The sequence below is a fragment of the Paraburkholderia elongata genome (genome assembly GCF_013177735.1).
GTDB lineage: Bacteria > Pseudomonadota > Gammaproteobacteria > Burkholderiales > Burkholderiaceae > Paraburkholderia > Paraburkholderia elongata.
Genome location: NZ_WOEZ01000018.1, coordinates 124,101 through 143,488, shown reverse-complemented (window position 1 = coordinate 143,488; position 19,388 = coordinate 124,101). Strand labels below are relative to the sequence as shown.

Here is a 19,388-nt window from a genome sequence, read left to right as displayed (position 1 = left end):
TTTCCCGTTAACAAACTTTCAGCGTGGCTTCAGGAAATTCCGTGACGTTGTCGATACGCTGATCAACATAGTCATCTATCTGAATGACGCACGGCGTAACGCGTGTGCATTCTTTGATTCAGGATTTCTCCGACAGGTGCATGAATGACTCGCAAGTCTAGATTGCTGGCGGCGGGCGGCGTGGTCATCGTGGCCGCGCTGATCGTCGTCGCATTGCTGATGTGGAAGCCCGCCATCGCACCGGTCAGTCCTCCGGCGGCGGCGTCGTTCGACGCGCAGACAAAGCTCGCCGGCGCACGCGTCGTGGCGCTCGGCGACTGCATCGTGTGTCACACCGCGAAGGGCGGCAAACCGTTCGCCGGAGGCCTGCCGCTCGCCACACCGTTCGGCACCATCTACGCGACCAACCTCACGCCCGATGTCGAAACCGGCATCGGCAACTGGTCGCTCGAAGCATTCACGCGAGCGGTGCGCCACGGCGTCTCCCGCGATGGGCACCTGCTCTATCCCGCGTTTCCGTATATTCACTTCACGCGCATGTCCGATGGCGACATTTCGGCCGCCTACGCGTATCTGCTGACGCGCGAGCCGGTCAACGCCACCGCGCCTGCCAACGACCTGATCTTTCCGTTGAACTTCCGGCCTTTGCTGGCCTTCTGGAACATCTTGTTCCTGCACCCCGGCGAGCGGGCCGCGGATGCCTCGAAAGATGCCAAGTGGAATCGCGGCAAGCTGCTGGTGGATAGCCTCGGTCACTGCGCCTCATGTCATTCGCCGCTCAATGCGATTGGCGGTGAAAAGTCGGGACATGCATTCGACGGCGGCATTGTCGACGGCTGGGAAGCCCCCCCGCTGAATGCACTCGGCGCAGCGCCGAAGCCTTGGACCCAGGAACAGCTCGTCACCTATCTGCGCAGCGGCCGCGCCAGCGAACACGGCGCCGCGGCCGGCCCGATGCTGCCCGTCACGCGTGACCTCGCTACCGTGCCGGAAGAGGACGTGCAGGCGATTGCCACCTACATCCTGTCGATTCAGAAAGCGCAACCGGCCGTCATGAATGTCGTTGCCGAGAGCGCGGGTCAGGCCGATCCGTCGCCTGCGGCGCAACGCGGCGCGATCCTGTTCGGCGCATCGTGCGCGCAGTGCCACGGCCCCGCCGCGCCGATGCAATCGATCGGCGAGCGCCCCACGCTCGCGTTCAGCACCGCCGTCAACGCCACAACACCGCGCAACGCCGCCCAGATGATTCTCAGCGGCAACGGCTGGCACGGCGAGGACCGCATGAACTACATGCCGGCCTTCAGCGAAATCTACAGCGACCAGCAAATCGCCGACCTGGTGTCCTACATCCGCGCGAGCTATTCGCAGCGCGGTGCGTGGAAGGACGTCGAGGAAACGGTGGCCACGGTCAGAAAGGAGAACAACGCGCGATGATCAACCTTACCGTCAATGGCGTGCAGCACGCGCTGGATATCGATCCGTCGACGCCACTGCTTTACGTGCTGCGCAACGACCTGCACTTGCACGGCGCCAAGTTCGGCTGCGGACTTGGACAATGCGGCGCGTGCACGGTGATCGTGGGCGACCGGGCCGCCTTTTCCTGCCTGATGCCGGTGTCGTCGATCGGCAGCCGCCCCGTGCGCACGATCGAGAGTCTCGGTACGGTCGAGCATCCCGGCCCGCTGCAGAAGTCGTTCATCGAGCATCAGGCCGCGCAGTGCGGTTATTGCATCGCCGGCATGATCATGCGCGCCCAGGCACTGCTCGATCGCAATCCGCGGCCGACCGAGAGTGAGTTGCGCGAGCACATGGAGCCGAATCTTTGCCGTTGCGGCACCCACATGCGCATCCTCGCCGCGATCCGCGAAGTCGCGCACCTGCCCGCACCAGACGCTACGCCCACCCCGCCTCAAGGCGCGGCGACCCACGGAGGCACGCAATGAGCGTCGAAGAAGACGATATCAACGAAGGACGCCGCCGCTTCATGATATCCGGCGCGCTCGTGGTGAGTTTCAGTCTGTTTCCGGGCGTCAAGGCGATGGCCCAGGAAGTGATCGCGGACGAAGGCGCTGCCGTGCACGTCGCCAAAGCGACCGAGACGCTTGCAGGCAGCCTGAAGACCAATCCGTTTCTCGATGCATGGATCAAGATCGATCCCGCAGGCAAGGTGACCGTCTACACCGGCAAGGTGGAATTAGGCACCGGCGTGCGCACTGCGTTGCTGCAGATCGCAGCCGAAGAACTGAACATGACGCCATCGCTGATCACGTTTTTGACCGCCGATACAGGCGCCTCGCCGGACGAGGGACTCACGGCGGGCAGCCACACTATCGTCGACAGCGGCAGCGCCTTGCTGAACGCCTCCGCCCAGGCGCGCGGCCTGCTCGTCGACGCGGCGGCCAAACACTTCGGCGTCGAGAGCAGCGTGCTGAAAGTTCAGGACGCGGTCATCAAGGCACCCGACGGCCGCACGATGACTTACGGTCAGGCCGTTGGCGCGGTCGATCTGCATCGCATGGCCACGCCGGTGTCGCCGTTGAAAGACCCCGCGACGTTCGTCACGATCGGCACGTCATTGCCGCGATTGGACATTCCGGGCAAGGTGACAGGCGGCGCGAGCTACGTGCAGGACATGTCGATGCCGGACATGCTGCATGCACGGGTGGTGCTGCCGCCGGTCTATGCTGCGAAGCTGCTGCAGACCAATACGCCCGAAATTCTGAAGATGCCGGGCGTGGTCAAGGTGATCAGGGACGGCAGCATGCTGGCGGTGGTCGCCAAAGGCGAATGGCAGTCCGTGCAGGCGCAACGCGCGCTGGCCGCGGGAAGTCGGTGGAGCGCCGGACGCACGTTGCCCGACCCGGCAACCGTACACCGCGATCTGAAGACGATCTCCACGCAACACATCGAGATTGCGAACACACACAATGCCGCCGGCACGCCCGTCAAAACGCTGAGTGCGAAGTACACCAAGCACTACATGCTGCACGGTTCGATCGGCCCGTCCTGTTCGGTCGCGCAGTTCAAGGACGGCACCATGACCGTCTGGACGCACTCGCAAGGCGTCTATCCGCTACGCGATGCGCTCGCGGAAATGCTGTCGCTGCCGAAAGAGAATGTGCGCTGCGTTCACGTCGAGGGATCGGGCTGCTATGGGCACAACGGCGCGGACGACGCAGCATCGCACGCCGCCTTGATCGCCCGCGAGATGGCGGGCCAACCGGTTCGCGTGCAATGGATGCGCGAACAGGAACATACCTGGGATCACTTCACACCCGCGATGGTCACCGAAGTGAGCGCATCGCTCGACGCAAGCGGCAGCATCGTCGACTGGAATTACGCGCTGTGGAGCAGCTCGCACAACGAGCGGATCGTGAACGCGGGCCGGCTCCTTCCCGCGCAAATGCTGGAGAAACCGTTCGTGCCGGCGCCGTCGGTGCCGATGGTGCAGCCCGAAGGCGGCGGCGACCGCAACGCAATTCCGCTGTATGCGTTCCCCAACATGCACGTGATGAACAACTTTTCGCCGACCATGCCGTTGCAAACGTCGGCGATGCGCTCGCTCGGCGCGCACATGAACGTCTTCACGATCGAGACGTTCATGGACGAGTTGAGTGCCGCGGCCGGCGCCGACCCGGTCGCGTTCCGGCTCAAGCATATGCAGGACCCGCGCGCCCGCGACGTGATCAGACTCGCGGCCGAGAAATTCGGCTGGCCGCACGCGCCGCGCAAGGCCAATCACGGCGTCGGCTTTGCGTTCGGCAAGTACAAGAACCTGATGGCGTATGTGGCGATCGCCGTGGAGATATCCGTGGTGCGCGAGACAGGCCAGGTGATTCTCGAACGCGCCGAGGTGGCGGTGGACGCGGGGCAGATCGTCACTCCCGACGGCATCCGCAATCAGATCGAGGGTGGCCTGATTCAATCCGCCAGTTGGACGCTCTATGAAGAATTGCAGTTCGACACAGCGAGAATCCGCAGCTTCGACTGGAGCAGCTACCCGATCCTGCGGTATTCCGCCGTGCCGCGCAGTTTGAACGTGCATCTGATCAATCGGTCAGGTGCCCCGTTTCTCGGGGCTGCCGAAGCGTCGATGGGGCCGACCGCCGGCGCGCTCGGCAACGCGCTGTTCGATGCGACCGGAAAGCGCTTGCGCGACATGCCCCTGGGTGGCGATAGTCTGCGCCGGCTGGTCGACGTATAGAGAATCCGCATGGCGCCGCTCGCAACGGGTGAAGCTGCCTCGCGGACATGAGCACATGACGTTTCTACAAGGAGCAAGTCAGTGATCATCGATCTACAGGGCTCAAAGCATCATGCTTTCGCCTGGCAGGTGAGCCCCGCCACCAGCGTGTCGACCATGGCGCTCAGCCGGGCCCGGTATGGCTGCGCGGCATTGTCGCCCGTCTGCAGCGTTCCGAGTCCAGCCGCAATGAACATAGCGGCCGCGCCGTCCCGATCGATACCGGCCTCGCGCGCGATGTCGTCGGGGGAGGCAAAGACGGCCGAAGCGCGGGCGAAGTCGCCGCCGGAATCGAAGACATCGCCAACTTGTTGTCCGTAAAACGAATGACTTGAATGCGATCATTTAGATCAAGCCACTCAAGGGTTTCCGCTAGTCCTCGCGATGCCTAGAATAGTTAAGGCGTTGAACCGACGCCCCTCAGCTCAAGCGGAGAGCATCATCATGAAAGTCACTGCGTTTTTCACGGTCGTGGTTTTAAGCATTTCCCTTGTTACGCCGGCTTTTGCCAGTGAGCATATGCATGTGAATCACGACCACGAACACCCCCGCTATCAACCGGCCCATGCGGATCAGGGCGGTACGGATCGAAATACACCGGCTCCGGCGCCACAAAACAACAATCAGACCGTGCCGGGTAGCAAGTAAGATCGACGAGTACGTGGCTCGCCCTAGCGTGCATAGCGAAGCAGGAAATCTCGTAACGGCGGATTCACGATATCGGCATGCGTCAAATTCGGCGTGTGCCCCGCTCGGTCGACCAGAACAAGATCTTTGCAGTTCGGCAACCGGGCGGCGAGCGCTTCCGCGCAGCCTGGGCTGATGGCGGCGTCGTCGCGCCCATGGAACACGATCGACGTATGCGTAATCTCGGCAAGGCGTGGCGTGATGTCGTCTCTCGAGACAAGGGCATTGACCGGATGTTCGAAGTGATCCGCACTAGCATTCATCCATTTCCGGATCCATGCCGACGCTGCGTACTCCGGACCGAACAGAAACGCCGACAGATTCTGCGCGACATTTTTTGCGCCATTGCGTGCCCATTCCGCCTTCAGCTCTTCGAATGACTGCTGGACCTCCTCGGAGTCGACGTCGCTTCTTGTCGATATCAGGGCGATCGCTCGAAAGCGATCCGGCTCGAGCAACGCCGCACGCATCGATATAAATCCGCCTTGAGACATGCCGACAAGCGATGCCGAGGCAACTTCCAGATGATCGAGCAAGGCGATGAGATCCTGTGCGGAGTCCCAGTAGCTGAACGCCCGGGTTGCGGCTCCGGTTGCACCAAAACCTCGCTGATCCCATACGACGCAACGGAACTCATTCCGGAGTTCCGCGATGTTCGGCTGGAACATGTCGCCGTCCATCAGGAAGCCATGACTGAAGACAACGACAGGTGCCCCGGCAGGGCCGAACTCATCGTATGCGAAGCGTATCCCTTCTCGTTCAAAAAACGGCATGCCTATTCCTACTTTCGAATAACACGGTGGATTCAATATAAGCCGACCTCCGCTGGAACACCTGACCGAAAGCGCCGATTGCTTGTCAAATCGTCCCGATTTTCTGAACCCCCTTTTGGAAATCTCCATGCATGTCATAGCACGTTTCTACCCATTGACTGCACTCCTCACTTTTGATTAAGTAACGTCTATGCGTGCTGTCAATCGACTGGCTTGCCGCAAGATTTCGCCGCTTATCGAAGCGTCTTTTTTGTATTCATGGAACCCGGCAAAGCGTAATGCACCGCCTCGTTCCACGAGGAGAAATGTTGGGTATGACCACAGTACCAATTGATGGCGACAAGCCCGTCTGGATTCTGCAAGGAAGTTTCGGGCGAGCAACGGTGAACTTCATTAGCCGTCCGCTCGTCGCTCACGCTCACTCCCAATACCAGTTTCTTTTCAAGCTTGGCGGAAGCAACGGCAAATTCCGCGTCGGCGCAGACGATTGCGCGCTTACGGCCGAGCGGGCCATCTGTCTGAATCCCTGGGTCGAACACTCGAAAAGCAGCAGCGACGGCGAGCCTTCCCTGATCCTCTCCCTCGTGATCGAGGCACCCTGGCTGCGCCAGCAATTGAAACTCGCTGAAAACGGCACCGCGAGTATTTTCCCGAAAGCCGAGGTCGTCGTCACGCCGGACGTGCGGCATCACGTGGATCGTATCGCCGCGGCGATCACCAACCACCTGGTCGCGCAGGACGACGATTGCATGCCCATTCTTGCGGATCTGGTGACCGCACTCGGTCGAGATTTTGCCGATCCTGCGTTGACCGCCGGCATCATTCCGTCAGGCAGGCCGATCGATTTTCGCATCCGCAAAGCAGTGGATTTCATCAAGCACGCGTCAGTGACGAATCCCACCGTTGCCCAGGTGGCGGCTCAAGTCGGTCTATCCAGGTCGAGATTCTTCCAGCAATTCCGACTATGCATGGGCATTTCACCGCAGCACTATATCGATTGGGTCCGCATGTCGCATGCGATCCAGTTGCTTGGCGCTAGCGATAAACCGCTTTCCGATGTAGCCGAAGAGTTGGGGTTCGAAGAACACAGCCACTTCACCCGTTTCTTCGCTCAACACATGGGTGTGCCACCCAGTGAGTTTCGCAGGCATTCGGTGACGCTGGACAATCAGCGCGGCTGAACGAGGGTGTGGGGCCTCGAACGATCCCCACACCCTCTGAAAGCCAGGATTGTCGTAACCGGAATCAGGCCGCGGACTTCTCTACTACGTGACCACTTTCACTGTTGGACGCGTCGGCGACTACCGGATTGCCGAGAACGCCCAGTCCATCGATCTCGATCTCGACCCAGTCTCCCGGCCGCATATGCACCAGCCCCGGTGTCGGAAAGGGACCGTATTGACGCGAGAGATCGTGGCCCTCGACATCGTCCGGCTGAGGTTTCAACGCGCCGGGCGTTCCCATTGCAATCAGGTCGCCGGGCCGCAAACGATAGCCCTGACTGAGATAGCTGATCACTTGCGCAACGCCCAACAACATATCGTCGAGCGGTGCGCTCTGACGAACGACACCGTTGATGCGAGTCTTGATAGTGTGCGTGGCAGGATCGCCAAACTCGTCACGGGTCATCAACCACGGCCCATAGGACCCGGATGCTTCGAAATTCTTGCCGAGGCCGAATTGACGATTGTGCATCTGGAACTCGCGAACCGATCCTTCGTTGAGGCAGGTGTAACCCGCCACATGTTCCAGCGCTCGCTCCACCGGAATATAGCGACCAGGCGTGCCGATGACGACACCCAGTTCGCCCTCATAGTCGAACGCGCGTGCAACGGATTCCTGCGGCGCCAGAATCGGCTCGCCGGCGCCGACATAGGACGCAGCCGTGCGCATGAAAAGGTGGGGAAATTCCATCGACGTTTGAAGTCCCGTCTCCGCGATATGGCTTTTGAAGTTCAACGCCAGTGCCCACATCGCGTTCGGGCGGTCCAGGAAGGGCTTGAGTGTGACGTCAGCGAGCGCACGATCGCCCTGCCGTCCTTCTGCCGCCAGCCGCAGCCGCGTTAGTCCATCCTCCTGTTCCAGGATTGAAATGAGGCTGGCTGGAAGGTCCGGGGCGATGTCGGAGACAGCAACGAAATGGGTCGGGCTGGTGACGATTCCAAGTGCGATGCGGCCAGCGTCGGAGTAAGCAATAATCTTCATGATCGAGCGTGTCTTTGCGTTGGATTAAATAGTAGGACGTGGCGAGTCTCAGTTCTCCACCACGGCGCTATCGGGAAACTTTTGAACCGCTCTACGACCGATCAACGACAAGGCGGCGAGCGCGAGGATCGCAGCGCCAGCGGGCGCAACGGAAGTGAGGACGATATCGCGTACCGGCCAACCGAGCGACAGCAAGCCGCCTCCAATCGCCGGCCCAACGAAGGAACCGACCCGCCCGATCGCATGCCCCCAGCCGACCCCGGTCGCGCGTATCTCCGGCGGATAGAAAGCGACTGCGAGCGCGGTCTGACCCATGATGCCGTTGACCAGACCGGCGCCGATCACGCCGATGAGCAGCAGCACGATGCCCGGCGTCACCGCCACCTGACTAAGGCCGGCAATGCTGATAATCACCAGCAACAATCCCAGAACCAGAGCCGATTTCACCCTGAGCCTGCCGGCAAGCGTCATGATCGCGACAGCCCCGGTCATCACGATGTTGCCGCTCAGACCACCGATACTGAAGGCCGCCATGCCGACCGAAGCATGGTCCGCTGAGAAGCCGAAATCCACCAGCAGCGTCGGCACCCAGAACAGCAATGCATAGACGTCCATGAAGATCAGGAATGAAAACAGCCACAGCAGGCACGTGTAGGCGCCCAGACCATTTTCGAACAGCGCCTTGAGCGGGTTAGACACACGCACGGCGGCGGCATCGGCTATCACCGGGCTGCGCGCCGGGAGGATGCGAAAGAACGCAACAACCAGCAGGAAAGGCAGGACACCACCGGTCACAAAGATGGACTGCCAGCCGAAGTGACTCATCAGAGGACCACCTGCCACGCCGCCCGTGACCGCGCCCACGGACATGCCAGTCGTAACGAGCAGGGACGCCGCCACCTTATGCTTCGCGCCCATGATGCCGGCCGCCGCCGTAATCGCGATCGGCAACGCCGCGCCCAAACCGATGGCCGCCGCGAGACGCATGACGGACAAGCTGGCGATATCGTTCGCATACGAAGTCAGCAGCGTGCTCCCGGCGAACAGCACAACGCTGGCGACGCCGACGGCACGGTGTCCGAAACGTTGAGCGAGAGGACCGGAAATCATGAAACCGATCGCCGCGCCAACGTTCGTCGCCACAAAAACGGTGGTGAAGAGCGCCGGCGCCAGGTGCCATTCATGAGCGAGCTTTGGCACGACAAAGGAGATCGACGTCGTGTTGAATCCGTCTAGAACGATCACCAGGAAGCACACCAACAGGGCCAGTATCGGTCCTGCGCGGCGCGTTTTGGCCAAGCCGCCTTCTATAGACGGTTTCGGGTCTTTCTCATTCATCGAATCATCTCCTTACAACGCTGGCATCTGCGCGGGCACATGGCCCGCTCGCAATGCTGTAGCCAGGCGTTAGTGCACGCCTGTTGAACTGACGCACCATCATGGGTTTAGGCGCGGATAGACGTTGCAATGCGCTCCTGTAGCGCAGGGGAAAAAATGCGCTTGGGAAGCATGCAGTGAATACCCTTCGGCGGAATAGTCGAGTAAACCGTTCCGGTCTGATTGGCGTATTGCGTCACACGGAAGCTACCGGCCACGCTATAGATTCCGTAGCAATCTTCCGGTGCAATGCCGCTGGCGGCGGACAGCCAGCTGATCATCTGGCGCAAGCAGGCCACCAGTGAATTCTCGAGGGAGTCGGAAAACCCGAAGCCGATCCAGTGGTCAGGCGTCTCCGCCATCGGCACATTCAGTGCGGCACCTTTGTGCAGGATGTACTGGATACGCATCTCTTCGAAAGCCGTCTCAATCGAGGTCTGATCGACGTTGCCTTCACCCGAGGCGCCCATGGAACCGCCCGTCCACACCCGCGCACCGGTGACCTGTACTGGCAGGAAGATCGATGTATCCACACCCAGCACGGCACAGTCGAGATTGCCGCCGTAATTGCCGGCCAGATTTGCGCTGATGGGTTTCTCGCCGGCCGGCTGCGCGGCGATATACGCCTGAAATGGCTTCAGCGGAATATTGACGCCGGGCACATACGCGGCGGCGGTCCTGTCCTTGTCGAATTTCAGATAGCGCAGGTAAGGCTTGAAATCGTGCGGCAATGCGCCGACGCCGGGAGGCGCGGAATTCCAGCCCCAGTCGATCGGCCGCATTTTCAACATACGGCATTCGACCAGATCGCCCGCTTCGGCGCCGATGATCGAAACGGGCCCAATCAGCGAGAAGGGACCGTTGGGGTACTTCTTGCGGATCGGCTCGCGCTCCTTGAAGGTCAGCCCATACTTTGCCTCATTGCCCCAATTGGTCCATGTGCCGTCATACCAGACGGTATCGCCCGACTTGATCGTGACTGCTGTCGGCGCGCTGGGCTCGATCTGCCCGACCTTGACCGTGTCCAGCGACGGCACGAGTTTGATGGTCTGACCTTCGCGCGCGGCTGCCGCGACGGCCGCACCTTGTGACGTACCGCTCTGCGCGCGAGCTGCGCCGGACAAACCTAAAGCGCCCGCGGCAAATGCACCGAAACCAAGCTTCAGGATCGAGCGACGGCAAGCGTCTGTCGCATCATGTGTCGTGGCGTGCCTGTCTTCTGCCTCGCTTGTCACTGCCACTGCATCGCGTTGTTCTGTTTCGCGTTTCATGAAAATTTTCCCAATATCGTTTCAATAGGACACGACGTGTCATCGCGCAGTCGTTGCACCGATTGCTTCAATTGCACCCTTGACGACCTGATCGTCGATCTCCGAGGGTGCACCGCTCGCGCCAACGGCGCCTAACAGATGCCCACCGACAAAGACGGGAAACACACCCCGTGCCGGCAGAAACGGCGCGAAATAACCCGCACCGGAAACATTGCTGTACTCCGAAGGATCATCCTTGAAGCGCTGCTCCAGCGTTGCGCCGGACTGGCCACCGAGCGCAACGGAGGCGAAGGCCTTGCCGCGGGCGAAATCAACACTGGCAAAGGGCGCACCGTCCATGCGTAAAGCCATAATGAGGTGGCCTCCCGGGTCGAGCACGGCAAAACTCATCGCGAGATGGCGGCTCTGCGCGGTTGCCGTTGCGATCTCAACAAGCTTCATTGCCTGCTTGATACTCAGCGAATAGCTTGCAAGCGGGGCCGCTGCCTGCTGCGCTTGAGTCGTCTCGGCGACACAAACGTTGCTCAGAAAAACGAGGCACGCCGAACCCACTAATGTGGCCAATAGGGCGTTGTTTAACGGAGCTGGACGACAGAATCTCAAGCTAGTCTCCTCTTCATGACACCTCGAGCGGCGCTCGATAGATGAAGCTTATGCTGGGGGGCGCGTATCGCTATAACCAGAAAGATCGCGCGCTTACCAACAAGTCCGATAATTTTTGATCGGGCTTGTCGCTGAGGACATAACCCCCAGCGTCACCCTTAAAGTTGAGCGTGTTACTGACCCGATGCGGATGCCGGCGCAGCGGCTTTCGATGCAGCGGCCTTGCGCTCCGCATCCATGAGATTCTGCGGATAGTTATCCTGATTGCCTGACTCTCGATAACCGTTCTTCTCGAGTGCCTTCAACTCGGCGTTCTTCTTTTCCCGCCGTGCCTTGCGCGCAGCCTTCCGTTGGGCCTTGGCGATCTGCTTCGGCGTTGAGGCGCCCATGGATGAGGACGCCTGCTCCCCACTAGCCGGTTGAGCCGTCGCCACAGGCGCCTCGATTAGCATCAAACCAAGCGACACGACGAGTGCAGCTGAAACTGCACGAAACTGGACCATGATTGAGTCTCTTTGAAAGTTGGATTACTGAGGGCGGAGGGAGTGTGGTGCAAGGTGCCCCAGGACCGTTTGACGAAGTCCTGGGGAATCGGCAGCGTCCGACTGCGAGTCACACGTGCCGAACGACTGCCGGGTCGCTTACCGGATCGCTTACTGGGTCGCGAATACCGCTACACCAGCACCCGCAAACTGCTCCGAGTGGCCCGGTCCGTGCGGCACGAAGACACGATGAGACTCGCCGTCCACCGCCACCGAGTGCGCGCCCATCGTGGTCGGAACAATCGCGACGATGCTGCGCGTAGCGGCGTCGATAATGCCGAGCGCCGGGTCGAACTTCGCCGTCTTGCTGCCGACCTGGGAGACGTTGTCCGCCGAACGGTGACCGGCGGCCAGGAAGTAGCGATTGGACACCGGGTCGTACACGACTTCGTCCGCGCCGCCGAACGGCAACTCGGCGACGGTTTTGCCGTTCGTACGGTCGATGATCAACGTAGCCTGCTTGCCACCCTCGTCAGGATCACACCCGATCAGTGCATCGTTGCCCGGACCCATTGCGAGGCCGGTCGGACCTTCACAGCCCTTCAGCACGAATACGTTCGCGACGACAGGCTTGCCTGCGAGAACCGACGCGACCGGAATCACATCGACCTCCCCTTTCGGATTGGCTTTGGTGCCATCGTTGTTCAACACGAAGTTCTTGCCCTTCGGGTCATACGCGCACGCTTCGAGACCGGTCGAGTCCTTCAACGGGAGTTTCCCGATCACCTCCTGGCTCTCGGTATTGATGAAGGTGGCAAAAGGCGGCTCCTCTGCGCCGCTCGAGAACATCACGACATGATGCTCAGGGTCCAGGCAGCTCTCGTCGGCGCGAATACCGGACGTGCTGACGGTAATGGTCTTAACCAGCTTTTTGGTTGCGACGTCGATCACCTTGACCGAGTTGACGTCGCCAACGTACACCAGCGATGTGCCCGGCACCGGGGTGACTCCCGACGGGCCCGACTTGTCATGGCTGGGTCCAATGCCGGCGAAGTCCGCCTTAATCTGGTCAACCAGCGTGGCTGTTTTCGCGTCGAACACGTCCAGCGTGGCGTTCGCCCCGTCGGCAAGGTAGTACTTGCCGTCCGCCGACGCGCTGATATCGAAGCCGAACGGCTTGGCGCTCGTCACCGGAATATTCGCAAGCCATTTGGGCGCGGTCTGGGCCGCCTCGCTCGCCCACGTATAAGCGCCGACCGCCAAAGTACCCGCCAAAGCCAGTCCAAGGTATGTACGTTTCATGTGTTGACTCCTCCAATCAGTCGTTAAAATTTCCAGTCGCTGCTGGGACGGGGAGCACTTCCCCAATTCGGTTATCGCAACGCAGACAAACCTGCGAAGAAAGCGTGGTTAGAAAGCGTGATAGATGCCGACTCGCACGTCAGTCTGCTGACCCGCCAGCGAGGGCTGGAAACTCGCGCCGATGACAGCGTCCACTCCGGATGACGCCTTCAGGTAGTCCGAGGAGATGTAGACCTGGGTACGTTTCGACAGCGAATAAAGCGCCGCTGCGGTCACCTGGTTCCACGTGTGGCCTTCGAAGCCGGTGTGCTGATAACCGAGAACCAGCTGCGTGGCAGGCGTGACCTGGTAGGTCGCGCCCGTTTCATAGACATGCATGACCGAGGTCTTGGCCTGGTACTTCAGGACGGTATCGCTGAAGTTGCCGTAGAGCGTGAAGTCTCCAATCGCATAGGACGCACCGATCCCGAACGTCCCCAGAGAGCTAATCTGGAACTCCGGCGCCAGGTCGGTCGCGGTATTGTTCGACACAGTGGCGACAGGCACATTGAAGAACGAGTGGACACCAATTTGCGCATAGGGGTCGAGCGTGGGCTTGGCCTGGTACGTGTACGCTGCGCCGATCGTGAAAGGTCCATTGGCGTATTGCAAACCGGCACTCCAACCGCTTCCGTCATGAAAACTTCCCGGCGTATTGCTAAAGCCGTACATCGCACCAAATGTGAAACCGCCCCACACGGGACTCGTGTACTTGATGGAGTTTTTCAGGCGGTCATTGTTGGTGTGGTCGAAGTCGCCCTGGTGAATCGCGTAGCCGCTACCGGAGGAGCCCACGTTGAACTGGCCAAAGAAATCCGCGCTGAAATCGAACTGATTACCCATTGTCAGCGTGCCGTAGTCGGTCTGCAGACCCACCCATGCTTGCTGGCCAAATAAGGTGTTCGGCTGATTGAGCTGGCCGTTATTGAGGTTGAACAGCGTCGACAACTTGAACACAGTCTTGATGCCACCGCCCAGATCCTCCACACCCGTCAATATCCAAAGATTTGGAAACAGCACGCCGCTATCGGCCTTGTAATTGTGGTGACCGCCTTCGTTGTCGACGAACGTGATACCGTCGTCCAGTTTGCCCGCCATCGTCACGCTACTCTGCGCAAAGCTCGCACAGCTCAATCCAGCGCTGCACAGCCCCGCACCAATGACCGCGGCAATCAGCCTTCGTTTCATGTCTTCCTCACTCGCTCTTAGTAATGGATTCACTGCCAGCCGCTTCCGAATTCACAGCTCGCATTTATATATTCGTTGTACGAATCTTCTAGGAAGGAAAGACAGGCTAAAACAAACACGCGACACACCTGCAAGACAGCCAGATTGCCTCGGTCGTCGCCTTAGCCGGCTTTCCGACCCACCACCACGCCAAATCCTTCCTTAAGCTCTACTTCTGCAATACCTATGCAATCGTTTGCATCTTAGTGCGTAATCTTTGCTCGTCAAAAATTATTTGACTCACGTTTTCCCTTGGTATTTCAATCAGTCAGATGAAATTTATTGAACAATCGATTGCGTTTGCGTCGACCGAATCGTTATCCAGATGATACGGAACAGCGGATTAAAGTCCTTGACCTCGAAGTCTCGCCGCTTATCAAAGCGTCCGTTTTCGTGACTATCGGTAACTGGAAATAGCGGCAACGGCGGCAAAGGGCATGCAAGACGAACAACACGATGAGCGACAAACAACCCTGAGGTCATTTATCGCCCAGCAGAGTCAGCCGATCCGCTCTTTTCTGCCCCGTCCGAGCACGTCCGCGAGCACGGCAATGAGCAGAACGGCGCCAATGATCAATGGCTGCCAGTTTGCGTTGAGGTTCAGGAGGTTCATCCCGTCTATCACGAGCGCAAGAATGAGGCACCCTGACAACGTGCCCAGCAAGCTCCCTGCGCCACCGAACAGTGACGTGCCACCAATCAATATGGCCGCGATAACGGGAAGCAGAAGCGGCTCGCCCATGGCTGAATCTGCGGCATTGACCCGCGCGAGATAGATGAGCGCCGCAATCCCGGACATCAAACCACTTATCGTATAAACAGCAATTTTGCGCCGGCGCACCGGTATGCCTGAGAGCCTCGCAACCTCGCTATTGGCACCAATCGCATAGATTTCCCGGCCGAAATTGAGCCCTCCCGTGACGATCGTCGCGCCAACCAGCACGAATACCATCATGTACACAGGCAACGGTATGCCGCCGAGGAATCCTGTCCCCAGTGTTCTGAACCCCGTCGGAAAGCCGTAGATTTCGTTACCGCCCATGTAATGGAACGCGAGCCCCTGAACGACCCAAAGCATCCCGTAGGTGGCAAGAAACGGTGGAAGCCGCAGCAACGTCACGGCGAGACCATTGAGCAGGCCGATCAGCGTACTGCATGAAAGCGCGGTTGCGGCCGCCAGAACCGGCGACCCGCCCGTCTTCATGACACCTGCCGCGAGACAGGCCGACAACGTAAGATTGGCCGCAATCGAGAGATCAAAGCCGCCAGACAGGATCACCAACGTAAGCCCGGAGGCGAGCAGGAACATCAGGCTCGCCTGACGCAGAACGTTGAGCAGATTGGGGGCTGCAGAGAACGCCGACGTCGCGAAAGCCAACGCCATCGCAATCAGAACGATGAGTATGGCGCGATAGATCAGCGTGGCCGTTTCCTCACGGACATGATGACGCACATCCAGCTGGCTGACGCGGGACCATACGAAGCGGGAGTTGTTCAGAATACTCATGCTTTCGCTCCATTCACTCTGGACTTGCGCACACTATCGATAACAACGACAAGGAGTACCAGCATCCCGACGGAAACGACCTGCAGAGAGGACTCGATGCCAAGGAGATTCAAGGCATTGCGTAAAACGCCGATCGTCACGACGCCCATGACCGTGCCGAACAGCCATCCTTCGCCACGCTCGAAAGACGTGCCGCCGAGGACGACAGCTGCAATGGCATCGAACTCCATGCCGATCGCCGAGTTGGGCTCTGCGGAATTCATTCGACCGACCAGCACCAGCGCCGCCAATCCGACCATCAAGCCACCGAAGACATAGATCGCAATGTGAAAGGCTTTGGCTTTGATACCGGCAAGAAGCAGCGCATCCCGATTACCGCCGATGGCGAACACATAGGTGCCAAACCGGGTGTGATACAGCAGGAGATGGGTGAGTGCATACGCTAAGAGCGCAAAGATCACCGGAAACGGAATACCGAAAAGGGTCCACGCGTAGAGCTGGGCGACGCTGGGGTTCCCGACGACAACCGCGTTGCCGTCCGTCAGCACTAGCGCGATACCGTGGGCAATGCCGAGCGTACCGAGCGTGACAACAAAGGGAGGAAGCCCCAGCTTCGCGATGAGTGCGCCGTTGAAGAGACCTGTCAGCATCCCCACTGCTACCGAGGCACATAACGCCAGCGCGATGCCCCACCCCAACCCCAGAGTCTGAGCGAAAACGACCGCACAGAGACTGAGGAGCGCACCCACGGAGAGGTCGAGCCCCTCGCTCAGAATGACTAGCGTCATCGGCATGGCGATCATGAGCAGGATCGAGACCTGCAGTCCGATGTTGGTGATGTTGCCACTCGATGCAAACCCGGGCACACCGAGCATCGCCGCCACCGCAAGTACGCCGCTCGCCGCGACAATCGACGGCACAGGCCGCCGCTTTCGTATCACACTGATTCTTTCAACGCTTGCTTCCATGATTTAACTCCCGTGCATCGCCAGGCGAAGAATGTTCTGTTCGCTCAAGCTTTCTCTGGGCAATTCACCCGAGACCACGCCTTCGCGCATGACGTAGGCGCGATCGCAAACGTGAACAATTTCCGTCAATTCAGAACTGATGAGCAGAACGGCGGCGCCGTCTTTAATCAGTTTCTCGATCAGATTGAAAATTTCCGTCTTTGCGCCTATGTCGATACCGCGCGTCGGTTCATCGAATATGAACAGCCGGCAGCCGGCACTGAGCCATTTGCCAATCACGATCTTCTGCTGATTGCCGCCGCTGAGGACACGTGCGCTCTTACCGGGGTCACCGGGCGCGATCCGCAGGGAATCGATGAGCGCTTTAGTCGCACTCCTTGCTTTCTCCGCTTGATACCACCCTCTCGGAAAGAGTTTCCACAGGCTGGCGGTGAGCAGGTTTTCGTGCACGGAGCGCTTCAGCGCCAGCCCCTCCTGCTTCCGGTTCTCAGGAATCAGGCCCACGCCCATCGCCGCGACTTTGTGAGGACCGCCGGTCACAGCCTGCCCAAAGACGGTGACCTCGCCGGTTTGAATCGGGTCGGCGCCGAAGACCGCTCTCACGACCTCGGTGCGCCCGGCGCCGACAAGTCCCGAGAGTCCGACGATCTCGCCGCACCGGACCTGCAGATCGACACCTCGAACGCCGGTTGTGGTGGTCAGCTGGCGCACGTCGAGCGCGACCTTGCCCGGCTCGCCGAAATACTGGCGCTTGTACACCGTCCCGACTGACCGGCCCACCATCAAAGCGATCAGTTCATCGGGTGTCGCCGCGGTGGCCAGCATCGACTGCACCAGGCGGCCGTCACGCAGTACCGTGACGCGATCGCCCAGGTCGAACACCTCCTTCATGCGATGGGAGATATAGACAATCGCGGCACCTGACTCGCGCAGCTTCCTGACGACACTGAACAGCGCCTCGGCCTCACGATCGGAAATCGCCGCCGTCGGCTCGTCCATGACCACCACGCGGGCATTGTGCGAGAGCGCCTTCGCGATCTCCACCATCTGCTGCTGCGCGACGCCGAGGTCGGCCGCGTACGCGTGGGTATCGTAGGCAAGCCCAAGTTCTTCGAGCGCGGCTCTCGCATCGAGATGCATCTTGCGATGATCGATCAGACCAAAACGATTGCGCGGTTCGCGCCCAAGGTAGATGTTCTGCGCGATGTTCAGATGCGGTACGAGGGAGAACTCCTGGAAGATCACCGCAATGCCGAGTCGTTTGGCGTCAGCAGGCGACTCGATTGTTATCGGTTGGCCGTCGCTGAAGAACTCGCCGGAGTCGGCTCGGTACGCGCCGAACAGTACCTTCATCAAGGACGACTTCCCTGCGCCGTTTTCCCCGAGAAGCATATGCACTTCACCGGCGTACAGCTGAAGGTCGACGTCAGTCAGGGCGCGCACACCCGGGAAGCTCTTGCAGATCTTGCGCAATTCCAGAAGAGGCACGGCTGGGGTCGGAATCGTTGTTTCCATGTTTGCCTTCACTTTGCGGCTTGAGCCGTCGCTGGCGATGCCGGCGTATCGTTCGAGCGATATCCGGCACCGCTGCAGCGCGAACCCCTGCCTCGTTAGTTACTCACGATTTCGTCCCATTTCGGACACTGCCGTTTGTCGCCCGGCACTTCGAATGGCGCATAGTTCGTCTTGTCGATGACGATGCCCTTGATCAGAATGGTCTGCGGAACGGACTCCTTACGCGCAGTCCTCACGCCCGCCATCGTGGCAATGCAGCCCATCTTGTAGCCGTTGAATTCGGCGGTCGCCAGCAGTCGGCCGTCCTTGATGGCCTTGACTGACTCCGGCACGCCCCCGATACCCACCACCTTGACCTGCTTCTGGCCGGCTGCCTCCAATGCCTCAATGGCCCCCATCGCCATCACGTCTGCTGCCGCGAGAACACCGTCGATCTTTGGATTCGACTGAATCAGGTTTTCCATCACCTGAAGCGCCTGCAAACGCTGATAGTTCGCCGGCTGGGAGGCGAGCAGCTTGACGTTCGGAAACTCCTCCAGCGCCTTGTGAAAACCGCGTACCCGCTCGTCACTCGTGGTGGAACCCTTCACACCTTCAAGAATGACGACATTGCCTTTCCCGCCGATGCTCTTCAGCAGATAGCGGCCGACGTCCAGCCCAAGATTGAAGTCATCGGCAACCACGACGGAGGCGAATTTACCGCCTGCGACCCGGTCGTTGTAGTTGATGATCGGGATGCCGATCGCATTGACCTTCTCGATCTCCGGAACGACGCCATGAGGATTGACGCCCATGAACAGCACGACGCTGGGTTTTTTGACACTGACGTCCTCGAGCTCGCTGAGCTGCTCGCCAAGATCGTTGGGCCGCGTCGGCGCGTAATGGGTCACCGAAACGCCGAGATCTTTTGCTGCTGCATCGACGCCGGCGTGGACGAGCGCGAAATGTGGATCGACCTGATTTTTGTAGAAGGCCGCAACGCTCTCGCCTGTTGCAAATGCGTTTGGCCCTGTGGCAATGCCCAGTGCGAACGCACAGGTGATGAGAATGCGTTTTTTCGCCAGTCGGCTCGTCAGTTCTGTCGTCAGTTTCAAGGTCGTCTCCGTTTAACTATTTCTTGGCGGCCCTCAAGCGAGTGCCCGAGTCCGGTACGCCAGCCCGGTTGCGGGAATGCATCCCGGGAAGCACC

At 59.9% G+C, this 19,388-nt stretch carries 18 protein-coding genes; 5 read left to right on the top strand and 13 right to left on the bottom strand.

Annotated features, from left to right (window positions below; translation table 11 throughout):
- Positions 1-144 precede the first annotated feature (144 nt).
- From GNZ13_RS03545 to GNZ13_RS03535, 3 genes are read left to right on the top strand one after another with little or no spacing between them, the layout of a single operon-like run.
- On the top strand, positions 145-1,434 hold the full coding sequence (locus tag GNZ13_RS03545) for a c-type cytochrome (protein ID WP_172160522.1): 1,290 nt from the start codon (positions 145-147) through the stop codon (positions 1,432-1,434).
- Complete coding sequence (locus GNZ13_RS03540; RefSeq protein WP_172160520.1) at positions 1,431-1,943, top strand: (2Fe-2S)-binding protein; 513 nt, start codon at positions 1,431-1,433, stop codon at positions 1,941-1,943. The genes GNZ13_RS03545 and GNZ13_RS03540 overlap by 4 nt, the downstream gene beginning before the upstream one ends.
- On the top strand, positions 1,940-4,204 hold the full coding sequence (locus GNZ13_RS03535) for a xanthine dehydrogenase family protein molybdopterin-binding subunit (RefSeq protein WP_172160518.1): 2,265 nt from the start codon (positions 1,940-1,942) through the stop codon (positions 4,202-4,204). Before GNZ13_RS03540 ends, GNZ13_RS03535 begins: the two co-directional genes overlap by 4 nt.
- Before the next feature lie 110 nt (positions 4,205-4,314).
- On the opposite strand, the gene GNZ13_RS53420 is transcribed toward GNZ13_RS03535, so the two are convergent.
- Positions 4,315-4,440, bottom strand: coding sequence for a hypothetical protein (locus GNZ13_RS53420; protein WP_268959129.1), 126 nt, complete (start codon positions 4,438-4,440; stop codon positions 4,315-4,317).
- A gap of 247 nt (positions 4,441-4,687) precedes the next feature.
- Between GNZ13_RS53420 and GNZ13_RS03530 the strand changes: the two genes are divergently transcribed.
- Complete coding sequence (locus GNZ13_RS03530) at positions 4,688-4,891, top strand: hypothetical protein (RefSeq protein ID WP_172160516.1); 204 nt, start codon at positions 4,688-4,690, stop codon at positions 4,889-4,891.
- Positions 4,892-4,914: 23 nt separating this feature from the next.
- On the opposite strand, the gene GNZ13_RS03525 is transcribed toward GNZ13_RS03530, so the two are convergent.
- Entirely contained in the window at positions 4,915-5,703 is a 789-nt protein-coding gene (locus tag GNZ13_RS03525) for an alpha/beta fold hydrolase (protein WP_172160514.1), read from the bottom strand.
- A gap of 314 nt (positions 5,704-6,017) precedes the next feature.
- Here GNZ13_RS03525 and GNZ13_RS03520 point away from each other — a divergent pair, with 314 nt between their 5' ends.
- Positions 6,018-6,884, top strand: coding sequence for a helix-turn-helix domain-containing protein (locus tag GNZ13_RS03520; protein ID WP_172160512.1), 867 nt, complete (start codon positions 6,018-6,020; stop codon positions 6,882-6,884).
- A 64-nt stretch (positions 6,885-6,948) separates the two neighbouring features.
- Here the strand turns inward: GNZ13_RS03520 and GNZ13_RS03515 are convergent, their stop codons facing one another.
- From GNZ13_RS03515 to GNZ13_RS03465, 11 genes are all read right to left on the bottom strand, one after another.
- A complete protein-coding gene (locus GNZ13_RS03515) occupies positions 6,949-7,908 on the bottom strand; it encodes a fumarylacetoacetate hydrolase family protein (protein ID WP_172160510.1) in 960 nt (319 codons plus the stop codon).
- Positions 7,909-7,956: 48 nt separating this feature from the next.
- Positions 7,957-9,246, bottom strand: coding sequence for an MFS transporter (locus GNZ13_RS03510; RefSeq protein ID WP_172160508.1), 1,290 nt, complete (start codon positions 9,244-9,246; stop codon positions 7,957-7,959).
- A gap of 107 nt (positions 9,247-9,353) precedes the next feature.
- Entirely contained in the window at positions 9,354-10,556 is a 1,203-nt protein-coding gene (locus GNZ13_RS03505; RefSeq protein WP_172160506.1) for an acetamidase/formamidase family protein, read from the bottom strand.
- Positions 10,557-10,595: 39 nt separating this feature from the next.
- Complete coding sequence (locus tag GNZ13_RS03500; RefSeq protein WP_407945601.1) at positions 10,596-11,108, bottom strand: GlcG/HbpS family heme-binding protein; 513 nt, start codon at positions 11,106-11,108, stop codon at positions 10,596-10,598.
- Between the two features lie 224 nt (positions 11,109-11,332).
- A complete protein-coding gene (locus GNZ13_RS03495; protein ID WP_172160503.1) occupies positions 11,333-11,662 on the bottom strand; it encodes a hypothetical protein in 330 nt (109 codons plus the stop codon).
- A 150-nt stretch (positions 11,663-11,812) separates the two neighbouring features.
- Positions 11,813-12,943: a YncE family protein gene (locus GNZ13_RS03490; RefSeq protein WP_172160502.1), complete on the bottom strand. Its 1,131-nt coding sequence runs from the start codon at positions 12,941-12,943 to the stop codon at positions 11,813-11,815.
- A gap of 108 nt (positions 12,944-13,051) precedes the next feature.
- Positions 13,052-14,170: a porin gene (locus GNZ13_RS03485; protein ID WP_172160501.1), complete on the bottom strand. Its 1,119-nt coding sequence runs from the start codon at positions 14,168-14,170 to the stop codon at positions 13,052-13,054.
- 538 nt (positions 14,171-14,708) lie between these two features.
- On the bottom strand, positions 14,709-15,716 hold the full coding sequence (locus GNZ13_RS03480) for an ABC transporter permease (protein WP_172160500.1): 1,008 nt from the start codon (positions 15,714-15,716) through the stop codon (positions 14,709-14,711).
- A complete protein-coding gene (locus GNZ13_RS03475) occupies positions 15,713-16,684 on the bottom strand; it encodes an ABC transporter permease (RefSeq protein WP_172160499.1) in 972 nt (323 codons plus the stop codon). The genes GNZ13_RS03480 and GNZ13_RS03475 overlap by 4 nt, the downstream gene beginning before the upstream one ends.
- 3 nt (positions 16,685-16,687) lie before the next feature.
- Positions 16,688-18,076 (bottom strand): sugar ABC transporter ATP-binding protein, encoded by a 1,389-nt coding sequence (locus GNZ13_RS03470; protein WP_236001787.1) that lies wholly within the window; start codon positions 18,074-18,076, stop codon positions 16,688-16,690.
- A 218-nt stretch (positions 18,077-18,294) separates the two neighbouring features.
- Positions 18,295-19,293, bottom strand: a complete 999-nt coding sequence (locus GNZ13_RS03465) for a sugar ABC transporter substrate-binding protein (protein ID WP_216674693.1) — start codon at positions 19,291-19,293, stop codon at positions 18,295-18,297.
- Between the last annotated feature and the right edge of the window lie 95 nt (positions 19,294-19,388).